Origin of the sequence: Actinospica acidithermotolerans (genome assembly GCF_018139625.1) — a bacterium.
GTDB classification, from domain to species: Bacteria; Actinomycetota; Actinomycetes; order Streptomycetales; family Catenulisporaceae; genus Actinospica; species Actinospica acidithermotolerans.
In genome coordinates this window covers 1-20,210 of the sequence record NZ_JAGSOH010000071.1, presented here as the reverse complement: position 1 = coordinate 20,210, position 20,210 = coordinate 1, and the positions used below count along the sequence as shown (strand labels likewise).

Annotated in this window: 23 protein-coding genes, 2 tRNA genes and 1 pseudogene; 14 read left to right on the top strand and 12 right to left on the bottom strand. The window is 69.3% G+C overall.

Annotated elements, in window-relative coordinates:
* Positions 1-87: 87 nt before the first annotated feature.
* A tRNA-Arg gene (locus KDK95_RS21910) sits at positions 88-160 on the top strand.
* A 355-nt stretch (positions 161-515) separates the two neighbouring features.
* Positions 516-917 carry an SsgA family sporulation/cell division regulator gene (locus tag KDK95_RS21905; RefSeq protein WP_212520118.1) on the top strand — a complete coding sequence of 134 codons (402 nt, stop codon included), beginning with the start codon at positions 516-518 and terminating at the stop codon, positions 915-917.
* Positions 918-1,241: 324 nt separating this feature from the next.
* Here the strand turns inward: KDK95_RS21905 and KDK95_RS38315 are convergent.
* From KDK95_RS38315 to KDK95_RS21890, 4 genes and pseudogenes are all read right to left on the bottom strand, one after another.
* Positions 1,242-1,428, bottom strand: a pseudogene (locus KDK95_RS38315) (NAD(P)-binding protein); the annotation flags it as partial.
* A gap of 40 nt (positions 1,429-1,468) precedes the next feature.
* Complete coding sequence (locus KDK95_RS21900) at positions 1,469-2,080, bottom strand: maleylpyruvate isomerase family mycothiol-dependent enzyme (protein WP_249161678.1); 612 nt, start codon at positions 2,078-2,080, stop codon at positions 1,469-1,471.
* 35 nt (positions 2,081-2,115) lie between these two features.
* Positions 2,116-2,952 carry a fumarylacetoacetate hydrolase family protein gene (locus tag KDK95_RS21895; RefSeq protein ID WP_212520116.1) on the bottom strand — a complete coding sequence of 279 codons (837 nt, stop codon included), beginning with the start codon at positions 2,950-2,952 and terminating at the stop codon, positions 2,116-2,118.
* Positions 2,949-4,088, bottom strand: a complete 1,140-nt coding sequence (locus KDK95_RS21890; protein WP_212520115.1) for a cupin domain-containing protein — start codon at positions 4,086-4,088, stop codon at positions 2,949-2,951. The genes KDK95_RS21895 and KDK95_RS21890 overlap by 4 nt, the downstream gene beginning before the upstream one ends.
* 72 nt (positions 4,089-4,160) lie before the next feature.
* On the opposite strand from KDK95_RS21890, the gene KDK95_RS21885 reads away from it, so the two are divergent.
* The 3 genes from KDK95_RS21885 to KDK95_RS21875 all read left to right on the top strand — a co-directional run bounded on the left by KDK95_RS21885 (position 4,161) and on the right by KDK95_RS21875 (position 8,095).
* On the top strand, positions 4,161-4,916 hold the full coding sequence (locus KDK95_RS21885; protein ID WP_212520114.1) for an IclR family transcriptional regulator: 756 nt from the start codon (positions 4,161-4,163) through the stop codon (positions 4,914-4,916).
* Positions 4,917-5,069: 153 nt separating this feature from the next.
* Complete coding sequence (locus KDK95_RS21880; RefSeq protein WP_212520113.1) at positions 5,070-5,390, top strand: plasmid stabilization protein; 321 nt, start codon at positions 5,070-5,072, stop codon at positions 5,388-5,390.
* Positions 5,391-5,818: 428 nt separating this feature from the next.
* Positions 5,819-8,095: an FdhF/YdeP family oxidoreductase gene (locus tag KDK95_RS21875; protein ID WP_212520112.1), complete on the top strand. Its 2,277-nt coding sequence runs from the start codon at positions 5,819-5,821 to the stop codon at positions 8,093-8,095.
* A 61-nt stretch (positions 8,096-8,156) separates the two neighbouring features.
* Here KDK95_RS21875 and KDK95_RS21870 read toward each other — a convergent pair whose 3' ends face one another.
* Positions 8,157-10,187, bottom strand: coding sequence for an LppU/SCO3897 family protein (locus tag KDK95_RS21870; RefSeq protein ID WP_212520111.1), 2,031 nt, complete (start codon positions 10,185-10,187; stop codon positions 8,157-8,159).
* 118 nt (positions 10,188-10,305) lie between these two features.
* On the opposite strand from KDK95_RS21870, the gene KDK95_RS21865 reads away from it, so the two are divergent.
* The 3 genes from KDK95_RS21865 to KDK95_RS21855 all read left to right on the top strand — a co-directional run bounded on the left by KDK95_RS21865 (position 10,306) and on the right by KDK95_RS21855 (position 12,326).
* A complete protein-coding gene (locus KDK95_RS21865) occupies positions 10,306-11,046 on the top strand; it encodes a dienelactone hydrolase family protein (protein WP_212520110.1) in 741 nt (246 codons plus the stop codon).
* Between the two features lie 5 nt (positions 11,047-11,051).
* Positions 11,052-11,312: a DUF6295 family protein gene (locus KDK95_RS21860; RefSeq protein WP_212520109.1), complete on the top strand. Its 261-nt coding sequence runs from the start codon at positions 11,052-11,054 to the stop codon at positions 11,310-11,312.
* A gap of 114 nt (positions 11,313-11,426) precedes the next feature.
* Positions 11,427-12,326: an IS982 family transposase gene (locus KDK95_RS21855; protein WP_443612924.1), complete on the top strand. Its 900-nt coding sequence runs from the start codon at positions 11,427-11,429 to the stop codon at positions 12,324-12,326.
* A 134-nt stretch (positions 12,327-12,460) separates the two neighbouring features.
* Here KDK95_RS21855 and KDK95_RS21850 read toward each other — a convergent pair whose 3' ends face one another.
* From KDK95_RS21850 to upp, 3 genes are all read right to left on the bottom strand, one after another.
* Positions 12,461-13,258 (bottom strand): PH domain-containing protein, encoded by a 798-nt coding sequence (locus KDK95_RS21850; RefSeq protein WP_212520107.1) that lies wholly within the window; start codon positions 13,256-13,258, stop codon positions 12,461-12,463.
* Between the two features lie 6 nt (positions 13,259-13,264).
* The gene (locus KDK95_RS21845) at positions 13,265-13,432 is read right to left on the bottom strand and encodes a hypothetical protein (protein WP_212520106.1); all 168 of its coding nucleotides are present in this window, start codon (positions 13,430-13,432) and stop codon (positions 13,265-13,267) included.
* Positions 13,433-13,759: 327 nt separating this feature from the next.
* Positions 13,760-14,401, bottom strand: a complete 642-nt coding sequence (gene upp, locus KDK95_RS21840) for a uracil phosphoribosyltransferase (RefSeq protein ID WP_212520105.1) — start codon at positions 14,399-14,401, stop codon at positions 13,760-13,762.
* Positions 14,402-14,496: 95 nt separating this feature from the next.
* Here upp and KDK95_RS21835 point away from each other — a divergent pair, with 95 nt between their 5' ends.
* The 5 genes from KDK95_RS21835 (at position 14,497) to KDK95_RS21815 (ending at position 16,662) form a co-directional block, all read left to right on the top strand.
* On the top strand, positions 14,497-14,775 hold the full coding sequence (locus tag KDK95_RS21835) for a hypothetical protein (RefSeq protein WP_212520104.1): 279 nt from the start codon (positions 14,497-14,499) through the stop codon (positions 14,773-14,775).
* Positions 14,776-14,929: 154 nt separating this feature from the next.
* Positions 14,930-15,454, top strand: coding sequence for a tRNA adenosine deaminase-associated protein (locus KDK95_RS21830; RefSeq protein ID WP_212520103.1), 525 nt, complete (start codon positions 14,930-14,932; stop codon positions 15,452-15,454).
* Positions 15,455-15,518: 64 nt separating this feature from the next.
* Positions 15,519-16,085, top strand: coding sequence for a tRNA adenosine deaminase-associated protein (locus KDK95_RS21825; RefSeq protein WP_212520102.1), 567 nt, complete (start codon positions 15,519-15,521; stop codon positions 16,083-16,085).
* 41 nt (positions 16,086-16,126) lie between these two features.
* Positions 16,127-16,567: a nucleoside deaminase gene (locus KDK95_RS21820; protein ID WP_212520101.1), complete on the top strand. Its 441-nt coding sequence runs from the start codon at positions 16,127-16,129 to the stop codon at positions 16,565-16,567.
* Positions 16,568-16,577: 10 nt separating this feature from the next.
* Positions 16,578-16,662 (top strand) — tRNA-Ser (locus KDK95_RS21815).
* 195 nt (positions 16,663-16,857) lie between these two features.
* Here the strand turns inward: KDK95_RS21815 and KDK95_RS21810 are convergent.
* The 4 genes from KDK95_RS21810 to KDK95_RS21795 all read right to left on the bottom strand — a co-directional run bounded on the left by KDK95_RS21810 (position 16,858) and on the right by KDK95_RS21795 (position 19,433).
* On the bottom strand, positions 16,858-17,589 hold the full coding sequence (locus KDK95_RS21810) for a LytR C-terminal domain-containing protein (RefSeq protein ID WP_212520100.1): 732 nt from the start codon (positions 17,587-17,589) through the stop codon (positions 16,858-16,860).
* A 34-nt stretch (positions 17,590-17,623) separates the two neighbouring features.
* Positions 17,624-17,920, bottom strand: coding sequence for a type II toxin-antitoxin system VapB family antitoxin (locus KDK95_RS21805; protein ID WP_212520099.1), 297 nt, complete (start codon positions 17,918-17,920; stop codon positions 17,624-17,626).
* Positions 17,921-18,176: 256 nt separating this feature from the next.
* Positions 18,177-18,776, bottom strand: a complete 600-nt coding sequence (locus KDK95_RS21800; RefSeq protein WP_212520098.1) for a hypothetical protein — start codon at positions 18,774-18,776, stop codon at positions 18,177-18,179.
* A gap of 108 nt (positions 18,777-18,884) precedes the next feature.
* On the bottom strand, positions 18,885-19,433 hold the full coding sequence (locus tag KDK95_RS21795; protein WP_212520097.1) for a DUF4352 domain-containing protein: 549 nt from the start codon (positions 19,431-19,433) through the stop codon (positions 18,885-18,887).
* Between the two features lie 353 nt (positions 19,434-19,786).
* On the opposite strand from KDK95_RS21795, the gene KDK95_RS36045 reads away from it, so the two are divergent.
* On the top strand, positions 19,787-20,068 hold the full coding sequence (locus KDK95_RS36045) for a Clp protease N-terminal domain-containing protein (protein ID WP_249161675.1): 282 nt from the start codon (positions 19,787-19,789) through the stop codon (positions 20,066-20,068).
* Positions 20,069-20,210: the final 142 nt, after the last annotated feature.

Sequence of the window (20,210 nt, the reverse complement as noted above, 5' to 3'; positions counted from 1 at the left end):
GGCTTATCGGTTTGCGGACCTCCCCCCGGAACCATGTACACTCGACCAGTCGGCAACCGCGGGCCAAGGCCCGGGGCGAGTCGCACTGCGCCCGTAGCTCAACGGATAGAGCATCTGACTACGGATCAGAAGGTTAGGGGTTCGAATCCCTTCGGGCGCACTCAGCAGGATGAAAACGCAGGCCAGATGAGCGATCACAGCTCATCTGGCCTTTTTCTTCGCCTCTCGGCCCTTCGGCGGTGTGACGTACGGCATGTATTCGCCAGGACGGGTCGACCATGCAGTGTGCTCTTGCCGGCGCACGTTAGTGAGCAGACTTCGGGAGCAGCGGCGCGTGCTCGTGCTGCACTACGTGGCCGGCCTGACGGTGGAGCAGATCTCATGTGACGTGGATCACATCGCTGATCTGCGAAACCCGCGTAATGAACGGCTCCGAGCGGGGTCGATTGGGTGCCGCGCCAATCGGCGCGGCAGCCGATCGCGGCCGACGGGCCGCCGGGGAACGGAAGTCCCTCATGCCCATCATTACGGCGGAGCTGAACGCCAAGGTGATCGCCGGCGAGGCCGGCTGCCTGGACGACGAGGTCGCGCTGCACTACGACACCGCCGATCCGTACGCGGTGACGCTGCAGTTCCTGGACGAGGACCTGTGGGGCGAGGACTCGGTCTGGTGGTTCGACCGGGAGATGCTCGCCGCCGGCGTCCGAGCCCCGGTCGGCGAGGGGCGGTTGAAGGTCTGGCCGCTCGGTGAGAAGGCGGTGATGCTCGAACTGCACACCGACGGCCTGTGCGACCTCGTCGCCGTGCCGGTCGAGGAGCTCCGGGAGTTCCTGCGGCTGACCTACGTGATGGTGCCCGAGGGCGCCGAACCCGAGCAGTGGGACATCGACCAGCTCTTCCAGGAGATGACGGGCTGATGGTCTCCCGGGGAGTGGTCTTCGTCATCGCCGTGGCGATCCTTGCCTCGATCGCCGCGATGGCCGTCGCGTTCGCCGAGCTCGGCATCGCCTGAGGCAAGGGCTCGCGACGACCTGGCCGCCGGCCGCTTCGAGAAGGCCACCTTCACCTGGCAGTGCCAACAGAGGCCGCGCGCGACGCGGAGTCCAGCGGGATCGGCTCGAACATCGGCGGCTCGTCCACCGGGAAGAGCGCGGTCGGGCCGTAGAGCCAGTCGATGAACGAGTAGTCGTGGGTGGACCGCCCGCGAGCAGCGCGTTGCGTTGCTCGCGGGCGGCACCTTCGAGGTGCCCCGCCTCGTCGAGCAGGCCGTAGTCGTCGAGGATGCGGGTGCAGTTGGGCGCGAGCTGGATGCCGGCCCCGACCTCGCCGAAGGACGAGGCCTGCTCCAGCACGCGCACCCGCAAGCGGTGCCCGGGTCAGCGAATACGCCGCGCCGGGGCCGCCGATCCCGCCGCCCACGACGATCACGTCCGGGGTGGTCAGCTCGCTCAGGTCATCTCATTCCGCTTCAGAGCCAGGGACCGAGGTCGGGTGCGTAGGTCAGCGTGTGCGGACGCCCGGCGAGCCACGCCGTCACCTCCGGCTGCGGCGCTTCGGCGAGAGCGCCGGGAATCTCCGCCATGCCGCGCTTGGCGAGGATGTCGGCGGTTAGGGCCGCGTTGAAGTCGTCGGGCAGATCGGCGAACGAGACGCCGGTGCCGAGATCGACGACGTGAACGCAGACCTCGCGAGCGCGCATCCACGGCGTCTCGGTGGTGCGGACCGTGCGGCCCTGAGCAGTGACGACCTCGTGCCGCCACTGCTTCCCGCTCAGTCGATCCATCGCCTCGGCGAGCCCGTCCGCGGACTCGCGAGTCCACCGCGCGAGCTCCTGGCCGGACAGCGTCAGCCCCTTGGCGATGCCGTCGGCACGGACCTGCGGGGTGCGGTACATCGGGGTCTCGATGCCGGTCGCGGCCCAGTGGATCAGGTTGCTGATCGCCTCCGCATTGGCCGCGACGTGCGCGATGAGCTGCTTACGGTTCCAGCCCGGCAGTAATGAGGGCGCAGCGAATCTTTCCTCGTCGAGACCGTCGAGACCGGCGAGCGCGTCCTGGAACAGCTTCGTACCCTGCGTCATCCACTGCCGTGCGTGGGAGAAGGTGCGAGCCACGGTCACACCTTCACGATCACGTTCACACACGAGCCGATGCCCTCGACCGAGGTCTCCACGGTCTCGCCGCCGACGAGGTAGACCTTGGGGTCGCGCGCGTGGCCGACGCCGGCCGGAGTTCCGGTGGCGATCAGGTCGCCCGGCCGCAGCGTGATGATCGTGGAGATGTACTCCACCAACGCGACCGGGTCGAACAGCAGCGTCCCGGTGTTGTCCTGCTGCATCACGACACCGTCGAGGACGGTCTTGACCTCCAGTGTCGGGCGGGTGCCGCCGGGCAGCTCGTCGGGCGTGACGACATACGGTCCGACCGGCGTCGACGAGTCCCAGATCTTGCCCTGCGTCCACTCGACGGTGCGGAACTGCCAGTCCCGTACCGAGACGTCGTTCATCACGGTGAATCCGGCGATCGCGGCCTCGGCCTCCGCGCCGCTCGCCCGGCGCACCTGCCTGCCGATCACGACGACGAGTTCGACCTCCCAGTCGAGCGCGGCGGTCTCGGCCGGCTTCTCGACGGGGTCGTGGGCGCCGCAGAGGGTGTCGGCGAACTTCGGGAAGAGCGTCGGGTGCGACGGGAGGTCGCGGCCCATCTCCTTGATGTGGTTCGTGTAGTTGTGGCCGACGCAGACGACCTTCGACGGGGCCGGGACGACCGGCGCGAAATCGGCGTCGGCGGCCGGGTACGTAGCGGCTTCGCCGGCTGGGATTCCCGCCTTCGTCCGCCAGTCGTCCTCGGCAAAGAGCCGGCCGAGATCGGCGTATCCGAGGTCGACGAGCACGTCCTGTTCGGCGCGCACGGCCCGGGTGGCTTCTCCGAGGCGGATCGTGGCGAGCTTCATCGGGCATCCTTCTGGGATCGGTGGAGCCGGAGCGCGTCGAAGACCGGCGCGTCGGAGAAACGGAAGAGATCGAGGGCGCCCTCGTCCGAGTCGGTGCTCCCGGCCTCGGACTTGGCGGAGAAGGGCTCCCAGGACGGCACCACGAACAGGTCGCCGCGGGCGACGGACCAGGAGGCGTCGCCGACCGTCACGACGCCCGAGCCGTCGAAGACCTGGTAGACCGAGGAGCCCGTCTCGCGCACGGGAGCCGTCTCGGCGCCGCGGGCGACGCGGTGGAACTCGGCGCGGATGGTCGGCAGCACGTCGGAGCCGTCGTTCGGGTTGGTGAAGCGCACCGCCGCGTGGCCGGGCTCGACGGTGCCGCCGAACCCCTCCTTCTCCAGCAGCAGCTGATCGGCGAGCGCGGCATTCGTGTACTGCCACTTGTAGGACAGGAGCGGCGTGCCGGGACCGGCGTGCTCGGCCGAAAGCGGGCGCAGCCCCGGGTGCCCCCACAGCCGTTCGGACCTGGATCGGGCCGGGGTGATCCGCTCCTCGTCGCCGATCTGGTCACGCCCGAACTCGAAGAACTGCGCTTCGGCGAGGTACTGGAACGGGATGTCGAGGCCGTCGATCCACGCCATCGGCTCGGCGGTCGCGTTGTGGTGGGCGTGCCAGTTCCAGCCGGCCTGCGGCAGGAAGTCGCCGCGGTTCATCGGGACCGGGTCGCCGCCGACGACGGTCCACACGCCGCTGCCCTCGACGACGAAGCGGAATGCGTGCTGCGTGTGCCGGTGCTCGGGCGCGTCCTCCCCGGGCATCAGGTACTGGATCGCCGCCCAGAGCGTCGGCGTGGCGAACGGCCGGCCGCCGAGCGCCGGGTTCGCGAGCGCGATGGCTCGTCGTTCGCCGCCGCGGCCGACCGGGACGATCTCCCCGGCCTGCGCGGCCAGCGCCCGCAGCTTCTCCCACCGCCACACGTGCGGGACCGCGCGGCTGCGCGGATGAGCCGGCATGAGTCCGCCGATCTCGGTCCACAGCGGGACCAGCAGCTCCTGCTCGAAGCCGCGGTACAGCCGCTCCAGTGCCGGCGTGACGTCCGGCTGGTCGGGCGAATCGACCGCCTTCAGGCTGATCGGCGAGTGAACGGCGCTCATAGCGGCTATGGTGGCCGTCAGCGCCAGATTCAGAACAACCAATTCTGCTGTCCAGAACAGAATCGCTCAGCCATGAAAACGCCGCCGTCGTACGCGATCACCAGTGTGGATCACGCGCTCCGTCTCGCCGCGATGCTCCAACTGGAGGGGACGCTGACCGTCGCCGACGCCGCACGGCGGCTCGACGTGGCCCGGTCCACGGCGCACCGCCTGCTGCAGATGCTCGTCTACCGGGACTTCGCGACGCAGGACGACACGCGGGTCTACCACGCGGGCCCGGTCCTTCAGCTGGCCACGCATTCGCGTTCGCAGACCTCGCTGCTGCGCGCGGCGGCGCTGCCGCACCTGCGCCGACTCGTGGACGTGCTCGACGAGTCCGCCAACCTCACGATCCGCACGGGGGCGACCGCGCGCTTCATCGCCTCGGTCGAGTCGAGCCAGGCCCTGCGCGTCGGTTCACGCGAGGGCATGGTCTTCCCCGCCCACCGCACGTCGGCCGGCCTGCTGCTGCTCGCCGAACTGTCCTCGGACGAACTCGCGGCGGTCTACGCCGAGCCGCGCGACGAGAGCGTCGACCTGCCCGACCTGGCGAAGCTGCGGACCGAGTTGGCGCGCATCCGGCGACAGGGCTTCGCGGTCAACCAAGGCCGCTCGGAACGGGGCGTGGTGGCGCTCGGCGTGCCGGTCCGGGACACCGACGGGACGGCGATCGCGGGGCTGTCCGTGTCGATGCCCTCGGTGCGCTACGACAAGGAGCGCCTCGTGCTCCTCGTCGCCGCGCTGCACAAGGCGGCCGGGGCGGTCGAAGCCGATCTCCGGACACGGTGACCGCGCCGAGGCCAGGTCCGGGCAAGTCCGCCTCCACGACGGCCGCGTCCCGGCCGACCCGAACGACGGACTCGGCTTCCGGGCCGAAGAAGTTTGGGCCGCCGCATCCCGGCAACCCGTGGCTCGTCCGGCAGCTGACAAGGAGGATTCGTCATGCCGAGAGGTTCGAACGCGAAGCGCGAGCGTCAGTACGAGCACATCGAGGAGAGCCAGCGGGCCCGGGGCACCAGCCCGCGCCGCGCCAAGGAGATCGCCGCGCGCACCGTCAACAAGGAGCGGGCGCGCAGCGGCGAATCCAAGTCGGCCAGCCGGGAATCGCTGCGCGGCAAGTCCCCGAGTGAGCGCGGCGGCCGGCGCTCGCACAGCGGTTCCGGCGGCCAGACATACCGGCAGCTCTACGCCGAGGCGCAGCGCCGCGGCGTCAAGGGCCGCTCGTCGATGAACAAGGCCGAGCTGGAGCGCGCCGTCGGCTGATCTGTTCGCGGCACCCGCATTCCCGAGCACCGCTCGCCCCTGTGGCGGGCGGTGCTCGCTCTGTGCGGAGCGGCCACGGGGTAGAGACGGGCTGGAGGCCCTGGTCTGCGAGCGTTCACGCCTTGCAGTGTCGAATTGCTTGGCCATCGAGGTATTGATTTGCCGGATTAGGGGTAATTTGGACCGGGAGAATACATGCGAGGCTCATATCGAGGTGACCCGTCATGCTCGTCGCTTTCGCGGCTTCCGCGTTCCCTCCGCTGGCACTCGGCTTCTTCGGACTGGGTACCGGCTATCTGATCTACGGGCCCAAGATCTCGGGGAGCGACTTCTCGGGCTGTTCCACCTGCTCACGGGGCTGTGGCTGATGTACCTGGCGTACGCCGTCGTCATGAACACGGCGCTCGGATTCCACTGGAAGGTGCGAGATGCCGCCTGAAGCCGACGAGCCCCGGGTCGAGTCCCCGAAGCGCTACGCGGTCGGGTTTCCCGGGATCGGGCACGCCCTGCAGTACGCGTACGAGGAGATGGGGCCGGCGCGCGGGGTGCGCGCGCTGGGCCGGATGAACCAGGCGGACGGGTTCGACTGCCCGAGCTGCGCCTGGCCGGATCCCTCGCCGGATCACCGGAAGACGGCCGAGTTCTGCGAGAACGGCGCGAAGGCGGTCGCCTGGGAGGCCACCCGAAAGCGCGTGGACGCGGAGTTCTTCGCCGCGCACTCGATCGAGCAGCTGCGCGCCATGGACGACCACGAGCTCGAATGGCAGGGCCGGCTGAGCGAGCCGATGTACCTGGCGTCCGATGCGACGCACTACGCGCCGATCGACTGGGAGGACGCGTTGCAGCTGCTCGGTGAGCGGCTGCGCGGGCTTTCGGACCCGAACCGCGCGGTGTTCTACACGAGCGGACGCGCCAGCAACGAGGCGGCCTTCGCCTACCAGCTGCTGGCCCGCCGCCTCGGGACCAACAACCTGCCGGACTGCTCGAACATGTGCCACGAGTCGTCCGGCGCGGCGCTTAGCCAGACCATCGGCATCGGCAAGGGGATGGTCACGCTCGAGGACATCGAGAACGCCGCCGAGCTGATCATCATCGCCGGGCAGAATCCGGGCACGAACCACCCGCGCATGCTCACAGCTCTGGAGAAGGCCAAGAAGCGCGGAGCGCGGATCATCGCGGTCAACCCGCTGCCGGAGGCCGGATTCACCCGCTTCCGCAACCCGCAGACCCCGCGCGGCCTGGTCGGGCCGGGCACCGAGATCGCCGACCGGCTGCTGCCGATCCGCGTCAACGGAGACCTGGCGCTGTTCAACGGGCTCAACCGGGTGCTGCTGGAGCGCGAGGAGGCGGTTCCGGGCGGCGTGTTCGACCACGAATTCCTGGACCGCTACTGCGACGGCCTGGAGGCCGCGAAGAACCACTGGCGTTCGCTGGACTGGGCGCTGATCGAGCGGCTCAGCGGCCTGACGCGCGAGCAGATCGAGCAGACGGCCGACGAGGTGATCTCCGCGCGCAGCGTGATCGTCTGCTGGGCGATGGGACTGACCCAGCACCCGAACTCCGTGCCGACCATCCGCGAGATCGTCAACTTCCTGCTCCTGCGCGGCAACATCGGCCGCCCCGGCGCCGGTCCGGCGCCGATCCGCGGGCACAGCAACGTCCAGGGCGACAGGACGATGGGCATCTGGGAGAAGATGCCGGACTCCTTCCTCGACGCGCTGCGCGACGAGTTCGGCTTCGAGCCGCCGCGCGAGCACGGGATGGACACGGTCGATTCGATCCGCGCGATGCGCGACGGCAAGGTGGACGTGTTCTTCGCGCTCGGCGGCAACTTCGCGTCCGCGACCCCGGACACCGCGGTGACCCAGGCGGCGCTGGCGAAGTGCGGCCTGACCGCGCACGTCGCGACGAAGCTGAACCGCTCGCACGTGTGCCACGGCCGCGAAGCGCTGCTGCTGCCCTGCCTCGGCCGCACCGAGCGCGACGTGCAGGCCGGTGGCGAGCAGTTCGTCACCGTCGAGGACTCGATGAGCATGGTCCACGCGTCGCGCGGCCGGCTCCTGCCGCCGTCGGCGAACGTGCGCAGCGAGGTCGCGATCGTCACCGGGCTCGCCGAGACGATGTTCGGCGACGACCTCGGCTGGCGGGCCATGCGGGACGACTACGCCGTGATCCGCGGGCACATCGAGCGTGTCGTGCCCGGCTTCCACGCGTACGAGGACCGGGTCAGGCAGCCCGGCGGATTCGTCCTGCCACGGCCGCCGCACGACTCGCGCGACTTCAAGACAGAGACCGGCAAGGCCCGGCTCACCGTCAACGAGCCGACCGCGACCGAGGTCCCGGACGGCTGCCTGCTGCTGCAATCCGTGCGCTCGCACGACCAGTTCAACACGACCGTCTACGGCTATGACGATCGCTACCGCGGGATCCACGGCGGACGCCGCGTCGTGTTCGTCAACCCCTTCGACCTGCGCTCGCGCGGTCTCGCGGACGGCGAGAAGGTCGACCTGATCAGTGTCTGGAAGGACGGAGAGCGCCGCGCCGACGGCTTCCGCGTCGTGTCCTACCCGACGACGAAGGGCTGCGCCGCGGCGTACTTCCCGGAGGTGAACGTCCTGGTGCCGCTCGACTCCGTCGCCGAGACCAGCAACACGCCGGCCTCGAAATCGGTGGCGGTACGGCTGGAGCGATCGGCACAGCAGTAACACGAGAAATACAGCAGTAGTGCGGTGGCCTGGTGGAGCAAGCGGCGCGGCGCCCTCGTCGCTAACGCCAGGCCCAGCAGACTGTGTACGCCAGATTCGGGTAGTCCGAGTTCTCCCACCACGTGGCACCGTCGTTCCCGCAGAAGCTCGGGTCGTCGTACGTGTTGGTGCGTCCGGTCACGTAGACGTTCGAGGTGCTGCACGAACCGGTGTTGGTGAACGTCGGGTGCGTGTCGGTGCCTCCCTTCTCCAGGCATTCGTTCTGCGTGGCGTCGCCGGCGGCGTCGGGGTAGTTCATCGACAGGCAAAGGAGCACGTCCAGGCTGGAGTCGCTGTCGATCGGGTAGTAGCGGTATTCGTCGTAGTTCGGCCAGCCCTTGCACTTGCTTGAATCGGTCGTGCCCCGATAGGTGGCCAGGACCTTGAAGTTCCCGGTCTCGCAGCTCTCGACGTCCCACTCCGAACCGGTGCCGGACTGCCCGTACACGCAGTCGCCCTGTGACGCGTGGAAGGCGTCGCCGCCCGAGTTCTGGTAGCTCAGACACAGGACAAGATCGTCGGCAGACGACGACACGGCCTCGTCCTCGTCGGTGACGCCGTCGCAGCTGCTCAGATCCGTGGTGTCGTCGTTGATCTTGACCACCTCGAAGGCGCCGGTCGTGCAGTCCGTCGAGACGAGATCGGGGGTCGTGCTCGTGCCCTCGTCGTAGAAGCAGTCGCCGACCGAGGCCTGTGCCACAGCGTCCTCCGTCGGCGAATCCGAGGTCGTCACGGGGTCCGGTGCGGGGTCCGAGTACGTGGTGTACGGGTCGTACGAGTAGTCGGAACCGCTGGTCGTCGGCGAGGGCGTCGGCGTATTGCTTGAGTGGTTGCTGAGCGCGATCACCACGATCAGGACCAGGACCGCCGCTGATACCGCCGCGGCGATCACGCCCGCGTTCTTGGGCGGGGTCGGCGCTCCGGTCGTCGTCCCGCCGCCGCCGGAACCCGGCTGGCCGGGCAAGCCGGTGTACCCGGGCGAGTACCACGGAGGCAGAGGCGCATTCGCGCCGGCGCCGGACGGTGCGATGGACTGCTGCGACTGGTCGCCCTTGCTCCCGCCGAGGGTGAAGCGCAGCGTCGGCGACGCGGCCGCGAGGTTGGTGATCTGGGTGGCCTGCGTCGAGGCGATCGCGATGACCGGGCCGAGCGCGTCGGCCCAGCGGCCTAGGTCCGGGCGCGCGGCCGGGTCCGCCGAGAGCCCCTCGCGGGCCAGATCGCCGAGCGTGGAGCTGGTCAGGGCGAGCGCGGACGGATCGGACGTGGTCTGGCTCCGGGCGAACAGCCGGACGGCGAGCAGCGCGAACTTGTACGCGTCGCCGGCCGCGGTCGCCCGCTCCTCGCCGGCCGGCAGCTGCCAGTCCGGCGTCTCGGCCTGCGGCAGCACGCTCGCGCCGCGCACCCGCATCGCGTCGCAGTCGATCAGGAAGCACTCGGGGCGCGGATCGGTGCAGAACAGCAGGTTCTTCGGCGACAGGTCGCCGACCGCGATCCCCATGCGGTGCAGCCGGATCAGCGTCCCGGCCAGGTCGTGCAGCAGCGTGATCCGATCGCGGTCGCTGACCTGCAGGCCGACGCCCCCGATGTACGCGTCGTCGTTGAGCAGGTACTCGAAGTTCGCCAGCCGCCGCTCGCCGCTGGACTTCAGTCCGCGCAGGTCGAAGTGAAAGCGGTCCGGGACGGACCGCATCAGGAAGCCGCGCGCGGCGCCCGACTCCTCGACCACGGCCGACGGCCACGCGGTCGTCTCCGCGAGCCAGCGCGCCTCGCCCGGCTCCGAGCCGCCCGCGCCCTGCAGCTCGACCATCGCCGCGAGGGCCGCGGGATCGAGATCGGGGAGCACCTCGGGCCGGTACTCCTTGTAGACCGACTCCCAGCCGTCGATGCCGGGAGCGGGAGCCGGAGGGACGGAGAAGGTGCTCGCCGCGGCCGGGCCGCGCACGACGCGGTGGACGGTGCCCTGCCCGCCGCGGCCGAGTTGATCGCCGAGCACCAGGTCGGTGCGCCGGACGGTTCTGACGCCGCGTATGCCGTTCGCGTCGCTCGGGGCCATCGTCCCACCTTCGAATACGAGCTTTCCAACACCGGACTCGGTTCGGATCGTCGCACCCGCGCACGGGGACCGGTCCCCGCATTTGCTGAGCAAGCCTAATTAGTCCCAGACTGGGCCCATGAGCGATGCCTTCCTTTCCCAGACCATCACCATCGGCACCGAGGACGGCGAGATCGAGGCCTACGCGGCCCTCGTCCAGGACGCCGCGCCGCGCGGCGGGGTCGTGGTGATCCACCACATGCCCGGGTACGACGAGGCGTCCAAGGAGATGGTGCGCCGGTTCGCCTCCCTGGGCTTCAACGCCGTCATGCCGAACCTGTACTGGCGCGAGGCGCCCGGCGCGGCGCCGGACGACGCGGCGGCGACGGCCCGCGCCAACGGCGGCGTGCCCGACGCGCGGCTGACGATCGACGTGGCCGGCGCCGCGGCCTACCTGCGCTCGCTGCCGAACTCGAACGGGAAGGTCGGCGCCATCGGGCACTGCTCGGGCGGACGGCAGGCCGTTCTCGCGGCCATCACCGTGGACATCGACGCGGCCGTGGACTGCTACGGCGCCTTCGTCACCGGCACCGTGCCGGAGGGCTGGCCGCTGAAGATCACCGCCCTCAACGAGCGCGTCACCGAGGTGCGCTGCCCGATCCTCGGCCTGTTCGGCGCGGACGACAAGTACCCGACCCCGGAGCAGGTCGCCGACTTCGAGCAGCTGCTCAAGGGCGCCGGCAAGGAGTACGAGTTCCACTCCTACGAGGGCGCCGGCCACGCGTTCTTCGCGGTGGACCGGCCCTCCTACCGCCCGGAGGCGGCCAAGGACGGCTGGGCGCGGATCGCCGCGTTCTACGGCAAGCACCTGGGAGCCTGATCCCCGTGTGCACCTATATCACCGAGATGGTGGCGACGGAGGGTAGCGGCAAGGGCGCCGACGGCTGGTTCAAGCTGACCGAGACCTCGGTCTACTTCGACCACCCGGTGCACGCCCCGGCCGAGCACACCCTCAACATCGACTTCCGCAACCCGGGCGAGGGCGCGGGTGCGCGCGTCGCCGTCGAGCTGACCGCGGAGACCGCGCGTGAGCTGGCCACGGCGATCCTGCGCACGCTGGACCAGGTTCCGGAGGGCCTGCTCTAGATGGTTGATGCCGGGGGTTGGCGTAGGGATTGCGGATCTTCGGTTTGCTCCCGGTGGATCACGAAGGGTGTCCACGATCGGCGTATCTAACCCAGGCTCACCTGCGAGGTTGCCGTGGACGCCGACTTGGACACCCTTCTGATTGCACTGTACGTGGAGCTGACCGATCAGCTCATGCCTTCACTCGGATTCGCCAGGCCCGCGCTTGGCGCTGCCCCGCACGTTACCGACGCCGAGCTGGTCTGCCTGGCCGTTGCGCAGGCGCATCTGGGCTATGGATCCGAGCGTCGGTGGCTGCGGGCCGCGCCCAAACTGGTCGGGCACCTGTTCCCGCGCCTGCTGTCGCAACCGAAGTACAACCGCAGGCTGCGTGCGCTCAGCGCTCTGATGCTCCAGGCGATGAGGTACCTGGCCGAGCACACCGCCACGTCGTTCGACGTGGTGCGGTTGATGGACTCCACCAAGATCATCTGTGGTATGTCGCGGGAGACGGTCAAGCGCTCGAACCTGTTCGGGTACTGCGGGTACGGCTACGACGCCTCGCACTCGCTGTACTTCTGGGGGATGAGATTGCTGCTGCTGGTCACCGCGGACGGGTTGGTGACCGGATTCGCGCTGTTCAGCCCCAAGCAGCACGGCGAGGTCGAGGCGGCACGGATGATGTTCGCCGTGCCGGCGAACCGTCCGGCACCCGGCACGACGGTCGTAGCGGACAAGGGCTTTCGCTCCCGCCCGTTCGCCACCGAACTGCGTGATCTGGGCTTGACGCTCGTACGCGAACCGTACGAGAACGAGGCCGATCCCGGGGTGTATCCCCAGTGGCTGCGGCAAAGGGTCGAATCCGTGATCGAGTCCCTAAAGGGCCAGCTCGGCATCGAGCATCCCGGCGCACACCAGCCCGACGGACTGTTCACCCGCGTCATCCAGCGCCTACTCGCCCTGAACACCGCCATCTGGCACAACTGGCGAATCGGTGCAGCCCACAAGCGCTCACTGATCGCTTACGACCACTGAACACAACCTGAGCTGCACCGATCCAGGCATCAACCATCTAGCCCCGCGCTTCCCAGGTTCCCTCAGGGGTATGCGAAAGGCAGGCGGCGCCCGACGGGCCCCGCCTGCCTTCTCGTGACTCGGAAGCCGAGCGCTCAGCCGTCCATCTGGCCGGACAGGTTGATCGGCTTGGATCCCTCTCCGGCTCCGCCGATCTGGCCGTCCAGCCGGATCTTCTTCGGGTCCGGCGGCCCGCTGGCCGCCCAGAGCAGGTGCGAGACCTGCAGATAGGTGTTGTCCGGCTTGCTGACGTACTTCAGCCGGCCGAGGTTCACCGACGCGCCCGGCGCCTGCAGGTCGAATGTGCCGTAGCCGAGCGCGTGGCCCATCGCCGTGCGCTGGTAGATCATGTCCGACAGCTTGCCCAGCGGCAGCGACTTCACCTCGCGGTTGACGATGCCCTCCACGACGATCAGCCGCTTGTTGGTGAGCACCATGTAGTGGCTGAGGTAGAGCAGCACCTGCAGGAAGACCCACAGCGTGTACAGCAGCAGCGCGAACCAGAGCGCCGCGCCGACGCCGCGGGTCTTGCCGACGTAGCCGAACAGCGCGATCAGGCCCGCGGTGACCAGGAAGGCGAACAGCCGGGTTACCGCAGAGCCCTTATAGAACCCGGTCAGGGTCTTGTAGTCCCAGATCGTGGAGAGCGCCCACGCCGCCCACAGCACCCACACCAGCACCAGCACCTCGCGACCGCGCCCCGAGGAGGAGCGGACCGCGAGGTCGGCGTAGCTCGTCGCGACGAGTCCGAGCACGAACACGGACACGGGCTCGAGCAGCGTGGCGGGGTGGAACCGCGCGTGGAACACCAGCTTCTCGCTCGGATCCAGGTACTTCTTGATCCAGCCAGGCGCCTGGTCGGCAGGAGTCTGGGAGAAGTCCGTGATCGACATCGCGCCTCAGGCGTTCGAGTGGAACGAGAACACCGAGAACAGCGTGTGGATCGAGCTGGAGATGAAGTCGAAGGCGTTCCCCACCAGGCGGGTCGAGGACGTCGGGTCATGGACTATGTAGAAGACTAGGAAGATAACGATGCCCCACTGGATGGCGGGCTTTGCCTTCGGCATGGGCCTCTCCTCGTCCCCTCCGACTCTGCTGATGTCGGCACCAGCGTAGCCTGAATATCGTTCCCACAGCGGAAGATCGGCCTCGACCGTGCTCGGCGGTTCGGCCGTCCCTCTCTCTACGGCACTACCCGACGAAGCGGCCTCCGGAAACCGGATTCCGCGTCACAATACCGAGATCGCGGTCACGCTGCGTGAGCCCGTTCGCGCGCCCGTCGCGCGCTCCCGCCGCTGACCTCGGCGTCGTCGAATCCTGAGACATGAAGGGGCCCCCGCGAAGCCTGCGGCTCTCGCGAGGGCCCGTCGGATCCCGGCTGACCTGACGTCCGGTCAGCCGGCCACGCCGTAGAGCCGGTCGCCGGCGTCGCCGAGGCCCGGGACGATGTAGCCGTGCTCGTTGAGCCGCTCGTCGATGGCGGCCGTGACGACCGTCACAGGCACGCTCGAGTCGCCGAGCGCCTTCTCCATCGCCGCGATGCCCTCGGGGGCGGCCAGCAGGCAGATCGCGGTGACGTCCTCGGCGCCGCGCGAGGCGAGCAGGTTCACCGCGGCGATCAGCGTGCCGCCGGTCGCCAGCATCGGGTCCAGCACGTAGCACTGCCGGCCGGAGAGGTCGTCCGGCATCCGCGTGGCGTAGGTGGACGGGGTCAGCGTCCCCTCGTCGCGCACCATGCCGAGGAAGCCCACCTCGGCGGTCGGCAGCAGCCGGACCATGCCGTCCAGCATGCCGAGGCCGGCCCGCAGGATCGGCACGACCAGCGGCTTGGGGGCGGCCAGCCGGACGCCTGTGGTGGGCGCCACAGGTGTAACGATCTCGACCGGGGATACCCGGACGTCCCGGGTGGCCTCGTAGGCGAGCAGCGTCACGAGCTCGTCGGCCAGCCGACGGAAGGTCGGTGAGTCGGTCTGCTGGTCGCGCAGCGTGGTGAGCTTGTGGGCGATCAGCGGGTGGTCGGCGACGTGGATACGCATGTCGAAGAGTGTATGCGGCTGGCGGCCCGCCCGGCTTTCCAGGTTGCCGTCCCGGTCAGCCGGGGTAGGGTCTTGAGGAAGGAATCGGGGTGACCATGAGCGAGCGACGTGGCACGGGACCGGACGGGCAGGGCGGCAAGAAGCGGGCGGCGGCCCGCGGCAAGCCCCCGGGCGCCTCCGGAAAGCCGGTGACCAAGGCCGCCGGCTCCTCCGCCAAGCCGGACACGCCGCAGCAGCCCGAGGACCGCAATCTGCGCCGGGCCGTCTTCCTCGCCGAACTCGCCGAGGCCAAGGAGCTGCGCAAGCGCGTCGCGCCGCGCAAGACCCGCAACGCCGAGCTGCACGCGCGGCTGCTCCGTACGTTCCGGTACTGACCCGGCCGACTGATCTGCGCGCGGGAGAGCAGTCCGTGTGCCCGAACCAGTGCCGGAAACGGCCTCTTTCTGCGACGATGCCATTGAGCAGACGACGCCGCCGTGCGCAGAAGCGGGTGGAGCCCGCGGGCGGCGCGAGGCCGGAAGGACGGGCATGGCATCAGCCGGGCAACAGGCCCCGTTCGACGAGGATCTCGTCGATTTCGCGGTGGCCGTGTTCCAGGAGGACGGTCGCTGGTTGGCCGCGCCGCTGCCCCCGCACGTCGCGGAGAGCCTCGACCTGTTCATCCACGCCGTGCGCCAGCAGGCGTCCGAGGGCCCGACCCTCGGGCTGCTCGGGCTCGGCGACGAGTACTTCATCGCGCTGCGCCTGGTCGGCCCGGAGGAGCGGCTGTTCATCTCCGAGCAAGCCGCCGCCGAGGAGGACGAGGTGGCCGCGCAGGTGCTCGACCGGCTCGGGCTGGCCGGCGATCAAGGCCGGGGTCCGGCCGGCGACGACGCGATCTTCGCCGATCTCGGCCTCGACCCGCTGGAACTCCAGCTGGCCTGCGAGCAGCTGTTGGATGAACGAGCGCTGAGACTGACCGACCTGGTGGCACACTTGGCTGGGCGCATCGGCTTCGCACGCCAGTTCACCGACTGCGCTCGCCCGGGATTCGGTCCCGCGGACGGATACTGAACTACAACGAGCAGCACGAACAGTACGTGAGTACGTGTCGGAGAGAGGGGAGAGTGGGCAGACCGTGGCCTATTTCGCAGCTCTGCTTGCGCGCTACGCGGACGAGTGGCAGGCGCGCGACGTCGACTTGGACGAGGTCGACGACGGTGTGGGCCTCGTCGAGTTCATCCGGGAGGCCTGCGAGGACGAGGAGCCGGACACGGCCGTCGTCCTGCTGGAGCGGGAGGACGCCTGGTTCGCCGTGGTCCGGCTCGACGTCGACGAGGACCCGCGGGTCTTCGCCTCCGACCTGGCCGGCGTGAGCCGCTCCGGTTACGCGGACCTGCTGACCGCCGCCACCCTGGTGCCGGTCGGCCCGGACGGCTCGCCGCTGGAGGCGGCCGTCCCCGCGGCGGACGAGGCGGACGAGATCGAGCTCGGCGAGGACCCCGAGGTCGAGCTCGAGGACGAGGAGTACGCCGGTCCCAGCACCCCGAGCGGGCCCGCGGGCGACGCGGCGCTACTCGCGGACTTCGGCCAGCCGGCCAAGGAGCTGATCGGCCTGTGCGACGGACGGCTGACCCCGGCCGACGCGCTCTCCGAGATCGCCGGCGTGCTCGGCGCGGCCGAGGAGCTCGAGGCGGTCCGCTGAGCGCGCTGCCTTCCTGGCTGACCGCCCGGTACGAGACGTGGATGAGGGCGGCCCTGGAGCAGGCCGTCCTCGCCCCCGCCGGCGGCGACGTGCCGATCGGGGCCGTCGTCGTGGATCCGGACGGCCTGGTGCTTGGCCGAGGCCACAACGTCCGCGAAGCCGAAGCCGACCCCGTGGGCCACGCCGAGGTGCTCGCCCTGCGCGAGGCCGGAGCCGTCCTCGGCAGCTGGCGCCTGGCCGGCTGCAGCCTCGTCGTCACCCTGGAGCCCTGCGCCATGTGCGCCGGCGCCAGCGTCCTGGCCCGCGTCGAGCGCATCGTCTACGCCGCCGCCGACCCCAAGGCCGGCGCCGTCGGCTCCCTCTGGGACCTCCCCCGCGACCGACGCCTGAACCACCGCCCCGAAGTCGTCCCCGGCATCCTCGCCGCCGAGGCCGGCGCCCTGCTGGACAAGTTTTTCGCCGAACGGCGCCCCATCGGGTAATGTTCTCCCCGGTGACGTGTCCGAGCGGCCTAAGGAGAACGCCTCGAAAGCGTTTGTGGTGCAAGCCACCGAGGGTTCAAATCCCTCCGTCACCGCTGGTGAGAGCCGGTAGTCAGTGGAGCTGACTACCGGCTCTCATGCTGTGTAGGGGGCGGCGCACGGCCTCCAGCGTGCCGCGAACCGCGGCGGCGCCCACGGCGGCCCGCGGGGAGGCGTTGTGATGACCCCTCAGGGTCTCTCCGTCGTCCGTGCGTCTCTACCGCCGTGTCCCCCTCTCTGCTGTCTCTGCGTCAGTGCGAGCAGTGGGCGGCGCTTGCCTCGGCGGCCGCGGAGGCGCTGGCTTCGGCGGCCTGGGCGGCGCTGAGGGCGGCGGTGACCTGCTGGGGGGTGGCGAGGGAGGTGAAGCCGGTGCCGAGGACGAGGTCGATGCTCGGGTCGGTGCGGCTGTCGGTCTGGATCTTGGCGCCGGGGACCTCGGCGGCGACCTCGTCGAGTTCGGCGGTCTGCGACTTGGCGCCGCGGACCTGGGCCGGGATGGTGAGGTTCGCCTTGAGGGGATCGTTGGTGACCTGGCCGATGAGGAAGCCGCGCAGCTTGAGTTGCGCCGCCGTGTTCGCGGCGAGGCCGCGGCGCTGGGTGGAGTTATAGACGTTCAATGTGAATTTCGTCGAGGCGCTCGCGCCTGAACCGACGGCGGCCAGTCCGCCGGAGCCGGCGGCCAGGTCGTGCGCCGAGCTTGCCTTGCACGCCGCGGCCGCCGCGTTCTGCGCCGGGGCGGTGACGAGGTTCACCAGGCCGTAGGCGCCGACGCCGAGGATCAGCAGTCCGCCGAGAGCCAGTGCCAGGGTTTTGCGACGGCGCTTGGTCCGCCGGCGGAATGGCACGTATGCGTCGTCGAGCCCGACCCGGAACTTCTTGCCGCCGATCTCGCCGGGGGAGCGCACAGCGTGGTCGGTGGCCGGCGCCTCGGCGTGCTCCGGTTCCGGTCTCGGGGTGGTTTCGGGTTGGGGGTTCGCGTCCATGCACCGAAAGTACCCGGACGGTCGCGCAGAGTATTCACATATCCAGGTCAAGTACGCGCGCATGGAGTACTGTCCGTTGCTGCAAGGCCGCGCGCACGGCCCGGTGCAGCCCGTCCTCGAGGAAGAACTCCCCGCGCCACTTCACCACGTGGGCGAACAGATCGCCGTAGAACGTGGAGTCGTCGGCCAGCAGCGCGTCGAGATCCAACTGCCGCTTCGTGGTCACAAGCTGGTCGAGCCGGACCTGACGCGGCGACACTTCGGCCCAGGCGCGGTGATTGCGCCCGTGGTCGGGGTACGGCCGTCCCTCGCCGACTCTCTTGAAAATCACTGTCTAATCCTGCCGACCTGCTCGCTCGTGACTCGTCCTCGTTGGTTTCGAGGCTGCCAGAATCCCGCGCGCCGCCGCTCGCGCGCAACCAGAATGGCCGACTATCCCACCAACGGGTTCCGCACGGCGACACCGAATCCGTGAGCAGGCGGCCGCCGACGGCGCGAAACGGCCGCCGATCACGGAACTCGAACGCGCGTGCGGACGAGCGCGTCCGCACGCGAACACCATGTCCGCGCACGCGGACGCTCGCGGCCTAGACGTGCGCGATGCCGCCATCTGTCGCCATGGCCGCCGCGATGCGCCGCTTCGTCTCCGCCCACTCCGCCTCGGGGGCTTTCGGCAGGAGGTCGTCCCAGATGGCCAGGCACGAGCCGCGCAGCTGCATCATCCCCTCGGGTCGCGCGAAGAACCAGTAGTGCAGGTGCGTGGCTCCGTCGCCGAACCGGTAGTTGTGCACCCGCGCTATGCCGCCGAGGCCCATGACGGCCCGTTCGATGCGCTGGAACAGCGGACCGATCTCTGTGGCCCGCTCGACCGGCAGGTCGGACTGGTCGTGGTGGCCTCGCGGCTCCAGCATCAGCACAGCCGGGACCGCGGCCGGCCCGTAGCCCTTCAGCCGCCAGTATTCGTCGGTCCAGATGTACTCGGCGTCCGGCGTGGCGCAAGCCTGGCAGTTCTCGGCGCCCTCCTCCCCCTGGCGGGGCGGCTCGGGCAGTACCGGCTGCTCCAGCACCTTGATCCGCAGATCGCCTTCGAACGGGAAGATCTCCCAGCCCGGTATCCCCTCCGCGGGGAACGCTATCCGCTGCCCGACCGGCAGCCTCTTGACGTATTCGCTCGGCTCGACGCTCATCCGGCCAAGATAGCCACCGGGCGCGCCCAAGCGCGAAACAGCCCCTGACCATTGCTTTCGCCGGTCAGGGGCTGCCCCAGGGTGCGCGAGGGTCGGGATCGGGCCGGCCTAGCTGATATTCCACTCGCCGGAGTTCCCGTAGAGACCGCCGTTCAGCGCGTACTGGACCTGTGTGATCTTGTCGCCATTGGGGACGTCGAACGTCTCGAACCCCAACGCCTTGTCCCCCGGGGCCAGGTTCGTGCTGGAGTCCAGCTGCGCTCCTGCGGTCGTTGAGGTCACGATGTCCTGCTGCATGGACTGTCCTGCGGCGTCCTTGGCGGTGATGTCGACGAAGGGGTCGTCCTGGTAGGCCCCTGTACCGATGTTCACGAGTTGGAACTGCACGGAGACGTAGTGGTCTCCGGCAGGGGGTGAGGAGAAGCCGTCGTTTGAGCTGTCGGGGTCCACCACCTTCACGACGGTAACCGCGAGCTCGTCTCCGGAGGTCTGACCGTTCAGGTCGATCGTGTCGCCTACTCCAGCCGTCGTAGCTGCGCTCGACGTGGGCGCTGCTGCCGTGGTGGGGGCCGCGCTCGTCGTGGCCTGGTGTGTGGCTGGCGTGGTCGAGATGGTTCCGGCTGAGCTGCAACCTGCGACGAAAAGCAGGGGCAGCATGACATACACCTTACGCATGATGACCTCGGTGGATTCTGGTCTGCGAGTAGGTGCCGACTTATCTAGCGTGATCTTTTACGCGAGATCTTGGATTGATCATTAGGCCGCTCGGGGGATGGCCCAACGCAAGAACGCCTGTGCGATGCTCCACCGGTGGCCGCGATATTCGACACATTCACAGGCTCGGCGAAAGCCGTGTTCATTGGTGCACGAAGCTCGGCGCAGACCCTCGGCCAGACCCAGATCGCGCCAGAGCACCTCCTCATGGGCCTACTCGCGCGGAGCCCGAGTGACGCAGATGTGACGGGCTGGGCCTCAATCGACAAGCCACCTGGATCGATCTTCGTGCCCTGTTGCCCCACAGCGATCAGGTCGGCGAGGGTCACGTCCCACTCGCCCAAGAGACCAAGGCGGTCGTCGCCAGAGCGACGAAGGCGGCTCGCGACGTCGGTCGCGGTGACGTCAGCACGGCCATCCTGCTCCTCGCGATCCTTCAGGAGCCGACGCTCCGGGCGACGAAGCTTTTCGCAGAGCAGGGCGTAAGCGCAGACAAGGTCGCCGCTGTCCTCGCCAAGCGCCCGTCCCAGGAACAGCTCATCAGTCAAGCAGAGGCAAACGGCGATGGCTTCGGCTAGGGAAGAGCGGCTAACTGTACTGACCACAGAGGTTGGTGACGGGGGTCACGGCCGGTTGATCTTGTAATGGGTGAGGGCCTTCTGGCTTGGTGTGGATTGCGACATCTGCACCGGCTACCGGAAAGGCCCTCATGCCCCACCG

Coding starts and splice junctions, on each gene's coding strand:
- KDK95_RS21835 (WP_212520104.1), top strand. CDS start 14,497: ATGAGCGAGCGACGTGGCACGGGACCGGACGGGCAGGGCGGCAAGAAG.
- KDK95_RS21895 (WP_212520116.1), bottom strand. CDS start 2,952: ATGAAGCTCGCCACGATCCGCCTCGGAGAAGCCACCCGGGCCGTGCGC.
- KDK95_RS21885 (WP_212520114.1), top strand. CDS start 4,161: ATGAAAACGCCGCCGTCGTACGCGATCACCAGTGTGGATCACGCGCTC.
- KDK95_RS21900 (WP_249161678.1), bottom strand. CDS start 2,080: ATGACGCAGGGTACGAAGCTGTTCCAGGACGCGCTCGCCGGTCTCGAC.
- KDK95_RS21830 (WP_212520103.1), top strand. CDS start 14,930: ATGGCATCAGCCGGGCAACAGGCCCCGTTCGACGAGGATCTCGTCGAT.
- KDK95_RS21880 (WP_212520113.1), top strand. CDS start 5,070: ATGCCGAGAGGTTCGAACGCGAAGCGCGAGCGTCAGTACGAGCACATC.
- KDK95_RS21820 (WP_212520101.1), top strand. CDS start 16,127: ATGAGGGCGGCCCTGGAGCAGGCCGTCCTCGCCCCCGCCGGCGGCGAC.
- KDK95_RS21890 (WP_212520115.1), bottom strand. CDS start 4,088: ATGAGCGCCGTTCACTCGCCGATCAGCCTGAAGGCGGTCGATTCGCCC.
- KDK95_RS21810 (WP_212520100.1), bottom strand. CDS start 17,589: ATGGACGCGAACCCCCAACCCGAAACCACCCCGAGACCGGAACCGGAG.
- KDK95_RS21870 (WP_212520111.1), bottom strand. CDS start 10,187: ATGGCCCCGAGCGACGCGAACGGCATACGCGGCGTCAGAACCGTCCGG.
- KDK95_RS21865 (WP_212520110.1), top strand. CDS start 10,306: ATGAGCGATGCCTTCCTTTCCCAGACCATCACCATCGGCACCGAGGAC.
- KDK95_RS21800 (WP_212520098.1), bottom strand. CDS start 18,776: ATGAGCGTCGAGCCGAGCGAATACGTCAAGAGGCTGCCGGTCGGGCAG.
- KDK95_RS21845 (WP_212520106.1), bottom strand. CDS start 13,432: ATGCCGAAGGCAAAGCCCGCCATCCAGTGGGGCATCGTTATCTTCCTA.
- KDK95_RS21795 (WP_212520097.1), bottom strand. CDS start 19,433: ATGCTGCCCCTGCTTTTCGTCGCAGGTTGCAGCTCAGCCGGAACCATC.
- KDK95_RS21875 (WP_212520112.1), top strand. CDS start 5,819: ATGCCGCCTGAAGCCGACGAGCCCCGGGTCGAGTCCCCGAAGCGCTAC.
- upp (WP_212520105.1), bottom strand. CDS start 14,401: ATGCGTATCCACGTCGCCGACCACCCGCTGATCGCCCACAAGCTCACC.
- KDK95_RS21905 (WP_212520118.1), top strand. CDS start 516: ATGCCCATCATTACGGCGGAGCTGAACGCCAAGGTGATCGCCGGCGAG.
- KDK95_RS21850 (WP_212520107.1), bottom strand. CDS start 13,258: ATGTCGATCACGGACTTCTCCCAGACTCCTGCCGACCAGGCGCCTGGC.